Here is an 18,202-nt window from a genome sequence, read left to right as displayed (position 1 = left end):
CCAGTCATTTAAGGCATCAAGCGTTGTAGTTTCCAGTCACCTTCAATTTTTTCATAAGCTAAGCGGTCATGCAAACGGTTCGGACGGCCTTGCCAAAATTCGTAATAATCAGACTGCAAGCGGTAGCCACCCCAAAATACGGGTTTTTGCAATTCAGATTGATCACCCACTTGGGCATGCAAGTCTTGGAAACGCGCCTGTAGTTCTTCACGACTGGCAATCACACCACTTTGCGGAGTGCTAATATGCGCAGCGATCTGATTATCACGCGGGCGTTTGTGATAATACGCAGTCGATTCTTGCTCATCAATTTTTTCGACATAGCCACTGACACGAATCTGACGTTCCAGTTCAGGCCAGTAAAATAACAATTCAGCATAAGGATTGGCCGCTAAATCCAACCCTTTTTGACTGTCATAATTGGTATAAAAGTCATAGCCTGCTTCGGTGGCTCCACGCAGCAACACAGTACGCACATGCGGACGACCTTGCGCATTGGCAGTCGCCAATGACATCGCATACGGTTCATGCAGCTTGGCTTCTAAGGCATGGTTAAACCAATTCAAAAACTGAATATGCGGATTGGCACTGACCTGTGCTTCTAGCAATTCACCTTTTTGGTAACTTAAACGCAGCTCACTTAAATCTTTAATTAAATCACTCACGATTTACCCCCCTTTTAGACGGCATGACGACGTACAGCATCTGCTAAATCTTTCGCCATTGCCTTCACTTCAGCCAAATCATCACCTTCCACCATGACACGAATCACAGGTTCAGTGCCCGATTTACGAATCAATAAGCGTCCACGACCTTTCAGCTGTTCCGTAGCACGGTCAAACTCTTCCACCAAGGCAGGAACGGTATACGGATCAAACATATTTGCTAAGCGCACGTTTTCCAGCACATTTGGCAACAGTTTAAAATCTGCCACCAATTCATGTAGGGCTTTATTTTGTTCGACCATCACCGTTAACACTTGCAAGGCAGCAATAATTGCATCACCTGTGGTGCTCTTGTCCAAAGTCAAAATATGCCCCGATGGCTCACCACCAATAACCCAGCCATTTTCTTCCAGACCTTGTAGCACGTAACGGTCACCGACATTGGCACGGAGTAATGGTACTTGGGCTTTTTCTAACGCCAATTCCAGCGCCATATTGCTCATTAACGTCCCAACAATACCTGCAGGTTTTTTCGAGCCTTGTGTGGCAAGAATATATAAAATGTGGTCACCATCAATTTGCTTGCCTTGACTATCCACCAAAATCACACGGTCTGCATCACCATCAAATGCAACACCCAAGTCCGCCTGATGCTCAAGCACTGCTTTTTGCAAACTTTCAGGATGGGTTGAGCCGCAATTTTCGTTGATGTTTAAACCATTTGGCTCATTGTGAATGGCAATCACTTTCCCACCTAATTCACGGAATACCGCAGGGCCAACATTGTAGGCAGCACCATTGGCGCAATCGACCACAATGGTGAGGTCATTTAAATCTAAATGATATGGAAAGGTCGATTTACAAAACTCGATGTAACGCCCATTGGCATCTTTAACACGAACGCTTTTACCCAAGTTGGCCGTATCATCAATTTTTAATTCTTGCTGCAATTCTTGGTTAATTTCTTCTTGCAAGGCATCTGGCAGCTTTTTCCCTTCGCCCGAGAAAAATTTAATCCCGTTATCAAAATACGGATTATGCGATGCTGAAATCACAATGCCTAAACTGGCATGCAAAGCGCGGGTTAAGTGCGCAATAGCGGGCGTCGGCAATGGGCCGAGCAAATGCACATAGACACCTGCGGCATTTAAACCCGCTTGTAATGCTGCTTCTAAAATATAGCCTGAAAGACGTGTATCTTTACCTAATACCACAATAGGTTTATTTTTTTTGGTGTGTTTTTTTAAAACTTTACCTGCTGCAAAACCTAGTTTTAATGCAAAATCAGGTGTAATTGGTAACTCTCCAAACTTCCCTCGAATGCCGTCTGTACCAAAATAACTCATATTGTTCTCACTTCTTAGGGGTGATCTTTATCATCACTTTTTTACTGCGAGTTACTTTACACCAAAAATGAAAAAGCCGTCACATTGATGACGGCTTTTATTTGAAAATGCTACTAAATATCAACCAACGCGATAGTTCATATTAACCAACGCGATAGTTCGGCGCTTCTTTAGTAATCGTCACATCATGCACGTGAGATTCCTGCATACCTGCTGCAGTAATTTTCACGAATTTAGCATTTTGGCGTAGATCTTCAATGGTTGAAGAACCTGTATAACCCATAGATGAACGTAAACCACCCATCATCTGATGCACGATGTTGCCCATTGGGCCTTTGTACGGTACACGACCTTCAATACCTTCTGGTACAAGTTTTTCTGCACCTGCTTTCGAGTCTTGGAAATAACGGTCTGCAGAACCTGTTGCACCCGCCATTGCACCCAATGAACCCATACCACGGTATGCTTTGTAGTAACGACCTTGGAAGAATTCAACTTCGCCCGGTGCTTCTTCAGTACCAGCAAGCAATGAACCCACCATAATGGTACTTGCACCTGCACCAATCGCTTTGGCCATATCACCAGAGAAGCGAATACCACCATCGGCAATTAATGGAATCTGTTCTTTCAATGCATTGGCAACAGCGTCAATTGCAGAGATTTGCGGCATACCAATACCTGCCACAATACGTGTGGTACAGATTGAACCTGGGCCAATCCCCACTTTCACTGCGTCTGCGCCTGCATCTAACAATGCCAAAGCAGCATCGCCAGTTGCAATGTTACCGCCAATTACTTGAACTTGTGGATAGTTAGCTTTTACCCAACGTACACGCTCAATTACGCCTGCAGAGTGACCGTGTGCAGTATCAACCACAATCGCATCGACACCTGCTTCAACCAATGCTTCTACACGGCTTGGTGTTTCTGCGCCTGTACCCACTGCAGCACCCACGCGTAAACGACCTAAGTCATCTTTACAGCTGTTTGGATACAATTCTGCTTTACGGAAATCAGTGACCGTAATTAAGCCTTTTAATTCCTGCTGGTCATTCACCACCAAGACTTTTTCAATACGATGCTGTTGCAATAAAGCTTGAATGTTTTCTTTAGATTCGTCTTCGCGTACTGTCACTAAACGATCTTGACCTGTCATGATATTGCTGACAGGTTGTTCAAGGTTGGTTTCAAAACGTGTATCACGTCCTGTCACAATACCGACAACTTTGCCATCTTTTACTACAGGTACACCGCTAATATTATTGGCTTGAGTCAGCGCAATCAATTCACGTACTGTAGTTTCTGGCGTTACGGTAATCGGGTCTTTCACCATACCCGCTTCAAATTTTTTCACACGGCGCACTTCGGCTGCTTGCGCAACGATGTCCATGTTTTTATGCAAAATACCAATACCACCGTTTTGCGCCATCGCAATTGCCATACGAGATTCAGTCACCGTATCCATTGCTGCTGAAACCAAAGGAATATTCAGGTCAATGCCGCGCGTAAAACGTGTCTTTAAGGAGACATCTTTTGGGAGAACAGTAGAATAGGCAGGGAGTAATAAGACATCATCGAAGGTTAACGCTTCTTGAACGATGGTCAGCATAACAGTCTCACTGGTAATTTCCGTGAGCCATTATAAACAAATCTGGGCACAAATTTCATTTGTTCTCTAAGAAATATTTTTTATTCTGCCCTTCTGGGGGATGCAGCATGAAAAAATCGGTAATTTTCATCTAAAAATTGAGGTTTTCACTCCTAGTTTGCTTTTTAGCCACGCAAGTTTAAAACTTGCGAGGTTTCATTTTTCAGGCAGATAAAGCCGCTTCAATCTGAATCATGATTTGGCTATCTACCCAAAATTGAGCCACAAAAAAAGCAAAGCCGCAGCTTTGCTTTTCCAATCTGGATTGCGATCAACAACTTAAAGCACCATTAAACCACTTGATCGAAGTCATCATCATTCACAGAAATGGCTGGATCGACTTGCACAAATGGAATCATGTTATGCGCACGACGTGCTTTATTGCATTGATCATCGGCAATTTGCACTTCTTTACAAGAGCTGCTGCGTAATTCATAAATCCCGCAGCTCACTTGCTGTCCAACTTCACCTTCTAAAGCGACACAACGCGGCTGACTCTGATTGGTACCACACATGCATGAATAGACTGCTGTTACTGGTTCCGTGTAGTGCTCAGGCATATTCATGCCTTCAGCCCAATAAAATGAAACACGGAAATAAGCGCAACACGCGCCGCAGCTTAAGCAGGCATCGGCTGTAGGTACTTGAGACAACATTCGTTAAGTTCTCGTCATCAAAAAAATCGTTTTTGGGCGAAAATCTTAAAAAAAGTTGTTTTTGCACTCAAGTTTTTTTTACAGTTTTTTCAGCTTTTTTGTCGCTTATTCAGGGCAGCTAAAAACGTGTTCATCCATCAAATCGACGCCACATTCCAATGTTTCAATCCAGTCTAGGAATTGGTTCACCTGTTCTTTGCCCACAAATGGCGTACCGTGTTGCGGCACAATCATTTCAACGTCCATGGTGCGTACCATATTCACCCATAGGCGAATCACTTTATTGGAACACATATAGCGCTGATGGAAACCTTTCATCGCAGGAATATGCGCAGCAAAATCAGTCAATGGAATTGAAGCATCTTCCACCATTGACGCACCCATATCACCAGAAAATAAAATTTTGGCGATAGGATCATAAAACTGGAAATTACCAACAGAGTGTAAGAAATGCGCAGGCACAGCAATAATTTTAGACTCGCCCAAAGGAATTGCCTGACCTTCATCTGGCAGTTCCACCAAACGATCTAACCAGTTGCCTTTCATACGGTCGCTCATAAAAGATGAGCTTAAGTGCGGCAAGAAACGCGCCCACAATTTTGATGCTACGATTTTTGCTTCGGTATAGACCAACCAACGCGGCATTGAAGTGATGATGTCTGGGTCTTGGTGCGATGCCATGACATAGTCAAGATTGGTCAAACGGGTATATTTGTTTAATTCCATGGTCAGTGGTACATAGGTCAGGTCGCCACCTGGGTCTAGCACTGCGGCACGGTTATTATCAATGATCAGAAATTGGTTGGCCTGAACACCTTCACCTTTGACCAAACTGGTAAAACTAATACATTTATGTGTCCCATTATCAAATAAGACCTGCGATGTTGTACGGTCAAATGCCATAACCAATCCCCAATTTTTTCATTTTAAAAATAGATTTTCTATCATTGAATAACATATAGCTATTTATGGAAAGTTACAATAAATAAAATGGCTCAGATTATCTGAAATATCAGTGAATTGCAGTACCATTCACATAAATAAATCCCGAGCAGTTTGCTCAGGATTTATGCATTTTAATGAATAATTTAGAATAAATAATGTTGCGCCAAAGTCGACACACCAATAATTAGGAAAATCAGTGCACCAATTTTATGAATTAAAGCAATTGGCAATCGGGTCGCTAATTTATTGCCAATAAATACCGCAGGTGCATTGGCCAGCATCATCCCCAAAGTGGTTCCAAGCATGACCCAAAACACGCTGTCATAACGTGCGGCTAAAGCCACTGTGGCAATTTGAGTTTTATCGCCAATTTCTGCCAAAAAGAACAATACAAAGGTCGCGCCAAATACACCGTATTTTTGCCACTTGTTGATGCTTTCAGTTTCATCATCTAGCTGGTCTGGAATAAGCATCCAAATCGCCATGCCAATAAAACCTAAAGACAAAATCCACAATAAAATTTCTGGGCTAAGTACCGTGGTAATCCACTGCCCTAAAACTGCAGAAAGTCCGTGGTTAATGAGTGTTGCCAGTAAAATAGCAACCAAGATTGGAGCAGGTTTACGAAAACGTGCCGCGAGTAATAAAGCCAATAGTTGGGTTTTATCACCCATTTCGGCTAAGGCGACAATGGCAGTCGAGATGAGGAATTCATACATGATGTTTTTCTCTGGCTAGCACACATACCAATGACCTATCCCTCCTGCTAGCCAAAATCTGCAGAGTGATAAATCAAAGGTCTTGCCAACAAAAGAAAGCTTGAAAAAGCAGACTTGGTTCTTTGCTATGATGACCATGTTCTGTGGAACAAATATGTTGACCATCACCTTTTTACTGCATTCAGTTGAAACAGAAATTAGTAAAAAGCGGCTACTCCCCAATGAAGTACAGCTATTCTAAACGGAATACTGCGGTTAAGCAAATTTAGCCGAATAACGGCAGTGACAAAAAACCCTGCCGCAGCAGGGTTTTATAAAGCTTTTCTGAGTTTAGAGCAGCAAGCTACGAATATCTGCCAACAACTGGGTCAGTTTATGGGTAAAACGTGCTGCATCTGCGCCATTAATTACCCGATGGTCATACGACAATGACAATGGCAACATCAAGCGCGGATCAAAGCCTTCACCATTCCAGACAGGCTGCATGGTCGCTGGTGAAATACCCAAAATCGCAACCTGCGGCCAGTTCACCAACGGCGTAAATGCCGTACCGCCAATCGAACCTAAACTGGTGATGGTAAAGTTTGCACCTTGTAAATCTTTAGGCGACAACTTTTTATCACGCGCTTTTTGGCTCAACTCGCCCAGTTCGATCGCAATTTGTTTAATCGATTTCTGATCTGGATTGCGTAGCACAGGCACGGTTAAACCATCAGGGGTTGCCACCGCAATGCCCATGTGGATTTCTTTACGCAGCAGCACAGACTTTTGATCATCTGCCAGATGCGCAGCGAAATATGGCTCATCTTTCAGCAAATGCGCTACTGCTTTGGCAATGAACGCCAAAATGGTCAGGCTGACACCTTCTTTTTTGAAGTTGGCTTTCAATTCACCGCGCCACGCTTCTAGCTCGGTAATATCGGCCAAATCAAATTGCGTGACTTGTGGGATGTAATTGTTCAGGGACAATTGCGGAATTGACACTTGTTGTAAGCGCGTCAAATCTTTTTCTTCCACACCACCAAATGCACTAAAGTCAGGTAGCTTTGGCAAACCTGTAACTTGCTGTGTTGTAGCAGCGACAGGAACAGTCTGCGGCGCAGTAAGACGCGCTTTGACATAAGCCTTCAAGTCTTCTTTGAGTACACGCGCATGTGGGCCAGTGGCGTTTACATCTGCTAAAACAACACCCAACTCACGTGCCAGTTTACGCACAGCAGGGCCTGCATACACTTTTGCATTGGCTTCATGTTGCGCCTTACTCAATTTGTCTACATTCGTATGCGCGCTTGCTGCAACTGTCGTGCTTTGTGCTGTAGATGCAGCACTGACTGCTGGCGATGTACTTGGTGCAGAGGCAACTTGAGCTGCTGCAACTGCTGTTGGTGCAGCTGCGCTTGCAGTTACTATCGTCACTAATGCATTGCCCTGCGCAACACTTTGTCCTAATTCTACATGAATCGCTTGAATCACGCCTGCAGTAGTACTTGGCACTTCTACCGTAGCCTTGTCTGATTCCACCACAATCAAACTTTGGTCAGCAGCAACCGTATCGCCCACTTGTACCAAAATTTCTGCCACTGTGGCTTTATCGACCCCTAAATCAGGCACTGCGACTTCAACCTGTGCTGATGCTGTTGTTTGTGGTGCCGATGCAGTTGCTGCGCTCGCTGTTGCAGCAGCCGCTTCTGCTGATGCCACTTGAGGTGTTTCCACCTGTGTGACTGCAGCAGCGGCGGTTTTCACTTTCAGAATCACCACACCTTCTTTTACGGTATCACCCGTATTGATTTGGATAGCGGTAACTGTACCCGACACCGTACTCGGCACTTCTACTGTGGCTTTGTCCGACTCCACCACAATAATGCTTTGATCAACATCAATCGCATCGCCGACTTGTACTAAAATTTCCCCAACAACGGCTTTTTCCACGCCAATGTCAGGTACTTGTACATCTACTTCTTGCGCAGTGTTTGATGTCGCTGAGCTTGGTTCTGCAGCGATCACTGGTTCAGCATCTTGCTTCGGTGCAGCATCTACTTGGGCTTGCGGTGCAGCAACTTCTGTAGCAGCTGCCGTTTGAGCTTCAGTTTCCAACTCAATCAGCACCGCACCTTCAGTCACTTCATCGCCTTGTTGTACCAAAATACTTTTCACCACCCCTGCAACGGTGCTGGGTACTTCAACAGAGGCTTTGTCTGATTCCAATAGGACAATGCTGTCATCAACTGCAATCGTGTCGCCAACTTTGACAAGAATATCTGCAACAGTGGCTTTATCGACACCAATATCAGGCGTTTGAATTTGCATGATCAGTGCTCCTCTTTGTAGTCAGCAACCGCTTGTACTTCAGGAACCGCTTGCGGTGCCCACGCGACAGGACGATCTGTATCTAACTCAAATGTCGAGATTGCATCTTTGACCAAACGCGCATCGACTTCGCCTTCATCAGCCAGTTTTTTCAAGGTGGCTACCACAATGTGTGCAGCATCGACCCCAAAGTAGCTACGCAAGTTACCGCGGGTATCGGAACGACCATAACCATCGGTACCTAAGGCAACAAATGGACGATTGTCTGGCAAGTAACCGCGAATTTGCTCGCTATAGGCGCGCATGTGATCGGTAGCAGACACGACAATGCCATCTTTGCCACGTAACTGTTGTGAGATCCACGGCTCTTTGCTTTCTTCAGCCAATGGATGCAAACGGTTGTATTCTTCACACGCCATACCATCACGCGCCAATTCATTAAAACTGGTCACACTGTAGACATTCGAGTGGATTTGATACTCTTCACGCAAGATTTTCGCCGCTTTGATGACTTCACGCAAAATCACACCTGAACCTAGCAATTGAACCGTGGCTTTTTCATCTTCCTGCAGTAAATACATGCCGCGCTTAATGCCTTCTTCCACACCTTGTGGCATTTCAGGATGCTCGTAGTTTTCATTCATTACGGTGAGGTAATAGAACACGCGCTCCTGATTGACATACATGCGTTGCAAACCATCATGCACAATCACGGCAAGCTCATAACCAAAGCATGGGTCATAGGACACACAGTTTGGAATAGTATTGGCTAAAATATGCGAGTGACCATCTTGGTGTTGCAAGCCTTCACCATTGAGTGTGGTACGTCCTGCAGTGGCACCCAACAAGAAACCTTGCGCCTGTGCATCACCTGCCGCCCATGCAATATCCCCAATACGTTGGAAACCAAACATGGAGTAATACATATACATTGGGATCATTGGTAAGTTATTGGTCGAATAACTGGTACCCAAAGCTGCCCAAGCACTCATTGCACCTGCTTCGTTAATGCCTTCTTGCAGCATGTGACCGTCTTTGGCTTCACGATAATGCATCAATTGTTCTTGGTCTTCAGGGGTGTATTTTTGCCCATGTGCGGCATAAATACCCAGTTGACGGAACATGCCTTCTAAACCGAAAGTACGTGCTTCATCGGGTACAATGGGTACCACACGGTCTTTAATGGCTTTTTCTTTGAGCAGGGCAGAAATCAAACGCACCATCACCATAGTGGTCGATTGTTCTTTGCCACCTGAACCTGCCAAGACTGAATCGAAAACTGATAATTCAGGAATTTGTAAAGCTTCGCTGTCTTTACGACGCGCAGGCAAATAACCACCCAACGCTTCGCGACGCGCTTTCATATATTTCAATTCAGGCGAATTTTCACTTGGACGATAGAACGGCACTTCTTCAAGTTGCTCATCGCTAAATGGCAAGTTGAAGCGGTCACGTACATATTTTAAAGAATCCAACTGCATTTTTTTGATTTGGTGGGTTTTGTTCACCGCTTCAATTTCATCAGACAAACCATAACCTTTGACAGTTTTGGCTAAAATGACCGTTGGCTGACCTTTGGCCTTACATGCTTCAGCATACGCCGCAAATACTTTGTACGGATCGTGACCACCACGGTTCAGGTTATCAATATCTTCATCGCTTAAATCTTTGACCAATTCTTTGGCTTCAGGATATTTACCAAAGAATTTCTCACGAGCGTATGCACCACCTTTCACTTGCAAGCGCTGATAATCACCATCCACCGCTTCTTCCATGATGGCTCTTAATGCACCTGTGTCGTCTTTGTCCAATAAAGCATCCCAATGACGCCCCCAGACCACTTTAATCACGCGCCAACCTGCGCCACGGAATAACGACTCAAGTTCTTGAATGATTTTACCGTTACCGCGTACAGGGCCATCTAAACGCTGTAAGTTACAGTTCACCACCCAAATCAGGTTATCTAGCTTTTCACGACCTGCCAGTGAAATTGCACCCAAACTTTCTGGCTCATCCATTTCACCATCGCCTAGATATGCCCAGACTTTACGGTCTTCTTCTTTAATTAAACCGCGGTTCATTAAATATTTTTGAATATGTGCCTGATAAATTGACATGATTGGACCCAGACCCATCGATACCGTTGGGAACTGCCAATAGTCAGGCATTAAATAAGGATGTGGATAGCTAGGTAAACCGTTACCGCCCACTTCACGGCGGAAATTATTCAATTGATCTTCGGTTAAACGCCCTTCTAAAAATGAACGGGCATAAATACCGGGTGCACAGTGACCTTGGTAGTAGATCATATCACCGCCAAAATGATCACTATTGGCACGGAAGAAATGGTTAAAACCAACATCATATAATGTGGCTGAAGATGCGAAACTTGCAAGGTGACCACCTAAATCATCACCTGTTTTATTGGCACGCAATACCATTGCCAACGCATTCCAGCGAATCAGGGCGCGAATACGACGCTCCATATCCTGATCGCCCGGCATGGCAGGTTGTTCTTCCACTGAAATGGTATTGAGGTAAGGAGTATTTAATCGCTGAATGGGTACATGCTTTGCAATTGCACGTTGGTACAGTTTTTCGAGTAAAAATGCTGCCCGTTCAGTACCCATATGTTGTAACACAGCATCAAAGGCGTCTTGCCATTCTTGGGTTTCTTGTGAGTCCGTATCACCGTAAAACGCCATAATTCACTATTCCTAAGCCTAATCGTATGCTTTATATGTATCATAATTTAGACTTTAGTAGATATGGCTAATCTTAAATGCATATCCTGCATACTATTTAGAAAATAAATAGTGATTGACATACTCTTACAGCAAATAACAAAAAACCGCCAATTTAGGCGGTTTTTTATACAATAAAGCAGATACTGCGTGTTATTATTTTTTTAGGTGATAAGTTGATGTCTGAAATGTCTCACTAGATTTTGCTAAAAGCTAAAACGTGAGTACAAAGAAAAGCGACCTTTGCCGCTTTAATTTCATGTTTTAATTTGTAGTTCACGTGTAGTTTACAGTGAGTGTGGCTAGAGCATGAATTTCTAGCCAAAACATTACGGCAACATTGCTAAATAGGTAGAAGGGTTCTTACGTTGACCATCTTTCACTACTTCATAATGTAAGTGAGGACCTGTACAACGACCTGTACAACCCACGTTGGCAATATGTTCGCCTGCATCTACACGGTCACCCACACGTGCAATTAAACGTGAAGCGTGTGCGTAGCGCGTGATATAACCATTACCGTGGTTAATTTCTACATATTGACCATAACCTGTGCCCCAGCCTGACTTGGTCACAATACCTGGGCCAGTCGCATAAATTGGAGTACCGCTTGGTGCAGCAAGGTCTAAGCCTGAATGGTTTTCAGCACGACCACTCATGACACGACCGCCATAGTTCGAGCTAATACGTGCATTTGGTAATGGATGTGACACTAACCAAGCATAAGGATTTGAAGAAGCAAAACGGGTGCTGGTATTGGTACCGTATTTTTTTGCTAAAGACGCATTGTTTAATTCTGTAGTCTTTTCACGAAGCTTAACGGTCATCTGCGTTTGTGCAGGAACATCAATGTCTTGTGTTTCTGTATAAGAACCTTGTGACAAGGTGCGGGTTAATTGCTCAATACGATCAGTCGATGAATTTTGAGAATCTAACTCAACTAAATCAGCAAATGCGACAGATGCTGCCGAAGCTGCCAGTGAAAACGCTAATAAAATACGGCGCGAATGCATAAAAAAACCTCTTAACTGTTCTTACTTGAAGTTCCTTGTGATCTCTTCCTTGATATCTACTGAAAGGAGCGCATAAGATTAGGGCATAAACATGAAGGAATGATGTATGTCCGAACCTGTGAATCTCTTTCAACAAACAAGAAAACACATAAAAACAGGAAACCTAACGTTTCTCTCAACCCAAGTTGCTGCATGGCAGAAACTTGGCAAACTTATTCAACCTTTACTGCCGCAACCAGAGCAATGGCAGGTGGTTTGTTATCAACAAGGTGTCTTAACCATTACTGGAACGAATCAAGCGATGGTCAGTCAACTTGCTTATTTGCAAAAGCAATACATTACTCAACTGTCACAACTGCATGAACTGAAAGACATACAAAAAATTCAAGTTCGTTTAAGAGTTGAATCTCAAACGCCCCCAAAAAGCGAAAAGCCTTTAAGAACACTTAGTCCAGAAACTCAAGATATGTTACGAGGTGCTGCTGACTTTGTGAGCGACCCTAAGCTTAGCCAAGCTTTGTTACGTTTGGCAAGCAATAAAAAATAATTGTTTGCAGAAAACACCAAAAACTCGTGCTCAAATTTGTGATGAAATTCACATATTATTGTTGTTACATTATAACGTAGTAAGAAAAGACAATGACTTATGTCACATGCACAAAAGTGATCGGGCAAGAATTTATGTCATCAAATGTTACAATTTCATAACTGCTTGGATCGCTCTGAACATTGCGTAATAACTGATTATTTAAGGCATGTCCTGATTTATAACCATCAAACTTGGCAATAATTTGATGTCCAAGCAAGTACAAATCCCCCACAGCATCTAAAATTTTATGCCGTACAAACTCGTCCGAGAAGCGCAAACCTTCTTCATTGACCACGCCTGTATCATCTACCCCAATGGCATTATCTAAACTCGCACCCAAAGCCAAATTATTGGCTTTTAAATAGTCCAAATCTTTCATAAAGCCAAAAGTACGTGCGCCACTGACTTCATAGACAAAGGTTTCTGTAGAAAAATCGATGGTGGCAGACTGATATTCTTTTTTAAAGGCAGGATGATCAAAGTCGATGGTGAAATTGAGCTGAAAACCTTCATGCGGACTGAACACCGCACGTTTATCGTCAATTAAAGCTTCTACAGGTTTTAAAATTTTGATGAACTTTTTCGCAGCATCCTGTTCTTTTAAACCACCCTGCATCAACAAATAAATAAAAGGCCCTGCACTGCCGTCCATAATGGGCACTTCAGAGGCAGACACTTCAATAATCAAGTTATCAATGCCCAACCCTGCAATTGCACTCATAACATGCTCAATAGTGCCAACTTTGGCATTATCCTGAACCAAATTCGAGCACATAAATGCTTCCTGAATCAGCATGGCATTGGCTGGAATATCCACAGGTGGGTTTAAATCGATACGACGAAACACAATTCCCCCATCGGCATGATGCGGCACAAAGTTGATCAAAACTTTTTGACCACTGTGCAGACCAATACCGCTCGCCTTGACGACACGTTGTAGGGTACGTTGTTTCAGCATGTTCTCAATTCATCTAAATTTTAAAACCGCTATACGTTAGCATATTTAGCCATTGATAAAAAACAAAAAAGGCAGTTTAAAACTGCCTTTTCCCGATCATACAATTAAATTGATGATCTTGGCTTATTTACGCTGCTGATTTTTCAAATAGTCTTGAATACTCATTGGCGTTGGGCGTGCAGCACCCGAAGTACTGGTTGCGCTGATCGGCGCAGCATCTGCTTGTTGGCGCTGAATGGCAGGCACATCATCTTCTTCTACTGCTGCGGCAGGAGCTGCAGCCGCAGTTTGAGTCACAGTGCGTTTCGCTGGCTCTGGCGTATCGCCTGTATTACGAGCCAAACCTGTAGCAATCACAGTCACGCTAATTTCGTCACGCGCTTCAGGATCAAATACCGTACCGTAGAATACTTGGGTTTGTTCGGTATCTGAAAGTTGATGAATCACGTCCATGATCTCTTCGATTTCACCGAAGGTCACATCATCACCACCCGTTACGTTAATCAACAAGCCTTTGGCATTGGCAATGGTTACGCTATCGAGCAATGGGCTACGAATCGCTTGTTCAGCCGCTTGACGCGCACGGTTTTCACCACGACCTGAACCAACACCCATCATCGCATAACCGCGCGTACTCATCGCAGTTTTCAAGTCAGCAAAGTCTAGGTTGATGTGACCTGGACGTACCACCAAATCAAAAATACTGCGTACACCGTTCAACAAAACGTCATCGGCTTTTTTATACGCATCTTTCATTGAAATGTCGCGGTAAACTTTCATTAAACGCTGGTTTGGAATAATGATTAAAGAGTCTACATGCTGTTCTAATGCCGCAATCCCTTTTTCCGCAGAAAGTAAGCGACGCTTACCCTCAAAGTTAAATGGCGTAGTCACCACACCAACAGTCAAAATGCCCATTTCTTTGGCAATTTCAGCCACAACTGGCGCAGCACCTGTACCTGTACCACCGCCCATCCCTGCAGTCACGAACACCATGTCTGTGCCTTCAAGTTGCTGACAGATCAGCTCGCGGCTTTCTTCCGCTGCAGTTTGACCCACTTGAGGATCACCGCCCGCGCCTAAACCACGTGTGCTTTGCTCACCTAGCTGGATTTTGAATTGCGAATTCATGCGATCCAATGCTTGTTTGTCCGTATTGGCACAAACAAATTTTACACCCTGAATATCCGACTCAAGCATGTGCTGCACAGCGTTACCACCTGCACCACCCACACCAAACACAGTGAAACGGGCTTGACCGTTGCTATCGGTTTGATCATCTATAAATTCAAATGAGGCCATGACCTTTAGATTTCCTAATACGTTATTGGCAGTCACTTAAGCCCGTATACTGCCTTGATCTTCATAAAAATTATTTTTAAGAATGCTGTTCAACTTCTGGCTTGTCAAGTACCAGTGATGATCCGTACAACTTCCTAACAATATTCCCAAAAAACTCAACTAAAAAATAGATTTTAACTTTTCGTTCAAGCCAGACCATGCCCGTCCGACACGCCCCCAAACCGATAAGGTTTCAGGGTCTTCATGTTCTACAATCGTGTCTTGAGTATAGTTTTGACTATAAAGCAATAAGCCTGAAGCTGTTGCATATTGTGAACGGCGTAAGGCGGCCTGATGCGGTTCATCGGCATAAACTTGTGAAGGATGATTCCCCAAGTGTGCCGAAACACCCAACATACGACGTACCAAGCTGATCATGCCTTCAATTTGTGAGGCATCACCCGCCAAAACCACACCATGATATAAACCATGAATGGCACCGCTCTTTTCGAGTTCCTGACGAATTTGTGCAAAAATTTCTTCATAACGCGCAATAATAATTTCCGCCAGTTCAATACGGCTAATGGTTTGCGGCCCATCAATGCCCTGAATCTGAATCATGTGATCAGGTTTGACCACTTTCATATCTACACAGCCATACAATAGCTTAATCCGTTCAGCTTCTTCAGTTGTGGTTTGTAACACCGCTGCAATATCGCGGGTGACATGCTCACCACCACGCTGCAAAGTGTGTGCCAAGGCCAAACGTCCATCTAAATAAACTGCAATACTGGTCGTACCTGCGCCAATATCTACCAGACACACACCGTATTCTTTTTCATCTTTAAGCAGACTGGCTTCTGCAGTGGCTAAATTTGACACCACCATTTTTTCGACACCAATATTGGCACCTTTTAAAGCACGGTCTAAATTCTGCATGGTGCTAATAGGCAACATCATCAATTGATAATGCCCCGTCATGCTATGTGCTGACATACGAATTGGGTTTTGTACCCATTCACCCGAATCATCTAAATCGAAACCGAGTGGTACTGCACTCACCAAATAATGGTCTGAGGTGAGGTGACTGGCTTTGGCCAAGTCCAAGGCGCGTACCACTTCACTGGTGGTAATGGTGTGATCACTACTTTCAATAGGTGTGCGACCTGAAGCATAAAAGCTTTTTAGCTCTGCACTAGGAATAGAAATCCATGCCGAATGCACACGGCATTCCGCCATATCTTCCGCTTCTTGCACGGCATTTTTAATTGCAGTAATCACTTTATCGAGACTGACAATTTTTCCCTTACTCATGCCTCGATTACGTGCGGTGGCCATACCAATGACTTGGATATTGTCTGGCGCATGGACCTTAGCAATCAAAACTGAAACTTTGTGCGTCCCAATGTCAATCGCAACAACCGAGGGAACAGCTTCACTCATTTATTCACTACCATTACCAGTATGTTTAATTTATGGCTTAATGCCTCTATTTTTTTAAAGCCCAATATTATGGCTTTGCTCTTATTCCCTCTGCAATGCTTGTGTCATCAATCGTTACAACAAAGTGACCATTTGCAATTTTTGGCGGAATTGAGTTTTTCCATTGAATGGCTAAACCATTGCGATAACGCAAATCGATGGCGGATATTTTAGACCATACAGGTTTCAAATCACTTTGTGCAAGATGCCCCAAGCGCTGCAGCTTACTCATGGTTTGATCTTTATCTACAATAACACGTAGACCTGAATCAAACTGCATAAACCACGTCATACGTTCTGTTAAATATAGTTCTTTTAAACGATCGTTGACGGGTAAGAATAATTGGTTAATTTCATTATAACGACGCATCATCATTTTAGATTGATGCGTTGGCCCGTGTAATAACGGTAAATGTTGATTATTTTGTGGCGTGACCTCGGTAAAGACTTCACCGCTGTCACTGAGCAAACGACCTGTCCCCCAACGTGCAATTGGATGACGCGGCATAACCCGCACACGAATAGCATTCGGCCACGCACGTGAAACCACCACTCGATCTACCCAAGACAACTCCAAAGCGGTATCGCGGATTTGCTCTAGGTCAGAGGTGAAATAGTTCTTGGTCATTACAGGGTTCACATGCGTCATCACTTGGCGGTGTTCCGCATCTGAACGTGTACCCACTACATCTAGCTTGGCAATTTGTGCATCGGTCATGACTTTGTATAGCCCGTACGCACCCACTGCCAACACGAGCACCGCAACGCACAGCATTACCCAACCGCCAAAATGAATCAGCTTTTCTTTGGCTGTTGGCGGTTTGTCATGAATCGAGGTAATCGCTGCCCGTTTACGGCGCAAGGATGCAGGAAGTTGAGCCATATTTAGTGTGCTTCACCTGTAAGGGTTTGTGCCAAAATTGCCACACACAGCTCATCAAAACTATAGCCGACTGCATTTGCCGCTTTCGGAACTAAAGAGTGGCTGGTCATTCCCGGCACGGTATTCACTTCCAATAGCCAGAAATTGCCGTTCTCATCTTGCATGGCATCAATACGACCCCAGCCACTTGCACCCACGGCTTGGAAGGCACGTAATGCCAAAGCTTGTAACTGTTGCTCTTCGGCAGTGCTTAAACCACACGGAATACCGTATTGCACATCATTACGTTGATATTTGGCTTCATAATCATAGAACGCCACATCTTTCGGTGGTTCTAAACGAATAATCGGTAAAGCCTGACCATTTAACAGCACGATGGTAAATTCACGTCCTGTAATCCATTTTTCAGCCATAACAATAGCGTCATGTGCAGTTGCTTTCGCTACAGCATCGGCAAAGTCTTCTACTTTTTCGACTTTGCTCATGCCAATACTTGAACCTTCATGTACAGGCTTGATGATGAGTGGTAAACCCAATTCGGCAACCACGTCTTCAATATTGGAATCTTTGCTAACAATACGATATGGCGCAGTTGGCAAGTCAGAACCTTGCCAAATTTGCTTGGTCTTCACTTTGTCCATGCCAATGGCTGAACCTTGCACGCCCGTACCCGTGTATGGAATATTCAACCATTCCAAAACACCTTGAATTTGACCATCTTCACCACCGCGCCCGTGTAACACAATAAAGGCACGATCATAATTGACCAATTCGGTCACGATACGTGTTTGTGGATCAAATGCTTCTGCATTGACCCCAGAACGTAGCAGTGCTTCGAGTACTGCTTGACCGCTGTCTAGAGAAACCTCACGCTCAGCAGATTTTCCACCCAATAACACGGCAACTTTGCCGAACTTTGAAGCATTTGACACGTTTATATCCTTAAACTTTAAACTGGTCGAT

At 44.0% G+C, this 18,202-nt stretch carries 15 protein-coding genes and 1 riboswitch; of the genes, 1 reads left to right on the top strand and 14 read right to left on the bottom strand.

Features of this window, described 5'->3' with window-relative positions:
* Positions 1–8: 8 nt before the first annotated feature.
* From pdxH to FTT74_RS07000, 9 genes are all read right to left on the bottom strand, one after another.
* The gene (pdxH, locus tag FTT74_RS07040; protein WP_179988749.1) at positions 9–665 is read right to left on the bottom strand and encodes a pyridoxamine 5'-phosphate oxidase; all 657 of its coding nucleotides are present in this window, start codon (positions 663–665) and stop codon (positions 9–11) included.
* A 14-nt stretch (positions 666–679) separates the two neighbouring features.
* Positions 680–2,011: a phosphoglucosamine mutase gene (glmM, locus tag FTT74_RS07035; RefSeq protein WP_179988750.1), complete on the bottom strand. Its 1,332-nt coding sequence runs from the start codon at positions 2,009–2,011 to the stop codon at positions 680–682.
* A 142-nt stretch (positions 2,012–2,153) separates the two neighbouring features.
* A complete protein-coding gene (gene guaB / locus FTT74_RS07030; RefSeq protein ID WP_004974257.1) occupies positions 2,154–3,620 on the bottom strand; it encodes an IMP dehydrogenase in 1,467 nt (488 codons plus the stop codon).
* A gap of 329 nt (positions 3,621–3,949) precedes the next feature.
* Positions 3,950–4,315, bottom strand: coding sequence for a YkgJ family cysteine cluster protein (locus FTT74_RS07025; protein WP_004974255.1), 366 nt, complete (start codon positions 4,313–4,315; stop codon positions 3,950–3,952).
* A 105-nt stretch (positions 4,316–4,420) separates the two neighbouring features.
* Positions 4,421–5,218, bottom strand: a complete 798-nt coding sequence (locus tag FTT74_RS07020; protein ID WP_004974253.1) for an MBL fold metallo-hydrolase — start codon at positions 5,216–5,218, stop codon at positions 4,421–4,423.
* 185 nt (positions 5,219–5,403) lie between these two features.
* Positions 5,404–5,979, bottom strand: a complete 576-nt coding sequence (locus tag FTT74_RS07015) for a TMEM165/GDT1 family protein (protein WP_004974251.1) — start codon at positions 5,977–5,979, stop codon at positions 5,404–5,406.
* Positions 5,980–6,051: 72 nt separating this feature from the next.
* A riboswitch (yybP-ykoY riboswitch) is annotated at positions 6,052–6,211 on the bottom strand.
* A gap of 98 nt (positions 6,212–6,309) precedes the next feature.
* Positions 6,310–8,289 carry a 2-oxo acid dehydrogenase subunit E2 gene (locus FTT74_RS07010; RefSeq protein ID WP_179988751.1) on the bottom strand — a complete coding sequence of 660 codons (1,980 nt, stop codon included), beginning with the start codon at positions 8,287–8,289 and terminating at the stop codon, positions 6,310–6,312.
* Between the two features lie 2 nt (positions 8,290–8,291).
* A complete protein-coding gene (gene aceE, locus FTT74_RS07005; protein WP_096901655.1) occupies positions 8,292–10,994 on the bottom strand; it encodes a pyruvate dehydrogenase (acetyl-transferring), homodimeric type in 2,703 nt (900 codons plus the stop codon).
* 368 nt (positions 10,995–11,362) lie between these two features.
* Positions 11,363–12,046 carry a M23 family metallopeptidase gene (locus FTT74_RS07000; RefSeq protein ID WP_004974246.1) on the bottom strand — a complete coding sequence of 228 codons (684 nt, stop codon included), beginning with the start codon at positions 12,044–12,046 and terminating at the stop codon, positions 11,363–11,365.
* Between the two features lie 106 nt (positions 12,047–12,152).
* Here FTT74_RS07000 and FTT74_RS06995 point away from each other — a divergent pair, with 106 nt between their 5' ends.
* The gene (locus FTT74_RS06995; RefSeq protein ID WP_004974242.1) at positions 12,153–12,593 is read left to right on the top strand and encodes a DciA family protein; all 441 of its coding nucleotides are present in this window, start codon (positions 12,153–12,155) and stop codon (positions 12,591–12,593) included.
* A 97-nt stretch (positions 12,594–12,690) separates the two neighbouring features.
* On the opposite strand, the gene lpxC is transcribed toward FTT74_RS06995, so the two are convergent.
* The 5 genes from lpxC to FTT74_RS06970 form a co-directional block, all read right to left on the bottom strand.
* Positions 12,691–13,593 (bottom strand): UDP-3-O-acyl-N-acetylglucosamine deacetylase, encoded by a 903-nt coding sequence (gene lpxC / locus FTT74_RS06990; protein WP_179988752.1) that lies wholly within the window; start codon positions 13,591–13,593, stop codon positions 12,691–12,693.
* A gap of 123 nt (positions 13,594–13,716) precedes the next feature.
* A complete protein-coding gene (gene ftsZ / locus FTT74_RS06985; RefSeq protein ID WP_179988753.1) occupies positions 13,717–14,895 on the bottom strand; it encodes a cell division protein FtsZ in 1,179 nt (392 codons plus the stop codon).
* 159 nt (positions 14,896–15,054) lie between these two features.
* A complete protein-coding gene (ftsA, locus tag FTT74_RS06980; RefSeq protein WP_004974236.1) occupies positions 15,055–16,317 on the bottom strand; it encodes a cell division protein FtsA in 1,263 nt (420 codons plus the stop codon).
* Positions 16,318–16,384: 67 nt separating this feature from the next.
* Positions 16,385–17,239, bottom strand: coding sequence for a cell division protein FtsQ/DivIB (locus tag FTT74_RS06975; RefSeq protein WP_004974235.1), 855 nt, complete (start codon positions 17,237–17,239; stop codon positions 16,385–16,387).
* 2 nt (positions 17,240–17,241) lie between these two features.
* Positions 17,242–18,171, bottom strand: a complete 930-nt coding sequence (locus tag FTT74_RS06970) for a D-alanine--D-alanine ligase (RefSeq protein ID WP_179988754.1) — start codon at positions 18,169–18,171, stop codon at positions 17,242–17,244.
* Positions 18,172–18,202 lie beyond the last annotated feature (31 nt).

The sequence above is a fragment of the Acinetobacter sp. YH01007 genome, from assembly GCF_013420425.1.
Lineage (GTDB): Bacteria > Pseudomonadota > Gammaproteobacteria > Pseudomonadales > Moraxellaceae > Acinetobacter > Acinetobacter towneri.
Note: the sequence above shows the minus strand (reverse complement) of the source record. Positions and strands in the feature narration are given on the sequence as shown.

Excerpts from the sequence above, each read along its gene's own strand:
- aceE (WP_096901655.1), bottom strand. The coding sequence starts at position 10,994 with ATGGCGTTTTACGGTGATACGGACTCACAAGAAACCCAAGAATGGCAA.
- lpxC (WP_179988752.1), bottom strand. The coding sequence starts at position 13,593 with ATGCTGAAACAACGTACCCTACAACGTGTCGTCAAGGCGAGCGGTATT.
- ftsA (WP_004974236.1), bottom strand. The coding sequence starts at position 16,317 with ATGAGTGAAGCTGTTCCCTCGGTTGTTGCGATTGACATTGGGACGCAC.
- FTT74_RS07010 (WP_179988751.1), bottom strand. The coding sequence starts at position 8,289 with ATGCAAATTCAAACGCCTGATATTGGTGTCGATAAAGCCACTGTTGCA.
- FTT74_RS06995 (WP_004974242.1), top strand. The coding sequence starts at position 12,153 with ATGTCCGAACCTGTGAATCTCTTTCAACAAACAAGAAAACACATAAAA.
- FTT74_RS07015 (WP_004974251.1), bottom strand. The coding sequence starts at position 5,979 with ATGTATGAATTCCTCATCTCGACTGCCATTGTCGCCTTAGCCGAAATG.
- FTT74_RS07025 (WP_004974255.1), bottom strand. The coding sequence starts at position 4,315 with ATGTTGTCTCAAGTACCTACAGCCGATGCCTGCTTAAGCTGCGGCGCG.
- FTT74_RS07000 (WP_004974246.1), bottom strand. The coding sequence starts at position 12,046 with ATGCATTCGCGCCGTATTTTATTAGCGTTTTCACTGGCAGCTTCGGCA.
- FTT74_RS06975 (WP_004974235.1), bottom strand. The coding sequence starts at position 17,239 with ATGGCTCAACTTCCTGCATCCTTGCGCCGTAAACGGGCAGCGATTACC.
- glmM (WP_179988750.1), bottom strand. The coding sequence starts at position 2,011 with ATGAGTTATTTTGGTACAGACGGCATTCGAGGGAAGTTTGGAGAGTTA.
- FTT74_RS07020 (WP_004974253.1), bottom strand. The coding sequence starts at position 5,218 with ATGGCATTTGACCGTACAACATCGCAGGTCTTATTTGATAATGGGACA.
- guaB (WP_004974257.1), bottom strand. The coding sequence starts at position 3,620 with ATGCTGACCATCGTTCAAGAAGCGTTAACCTTCGATGATGTCTTATTA.
- ftsZ (WP_179988753.1), bottom strand. The coding sequence starts at position 14,895 with ATGGCCTCATTTGAATTTATAGATGATCAAACCGATAGCAACGGTCAA.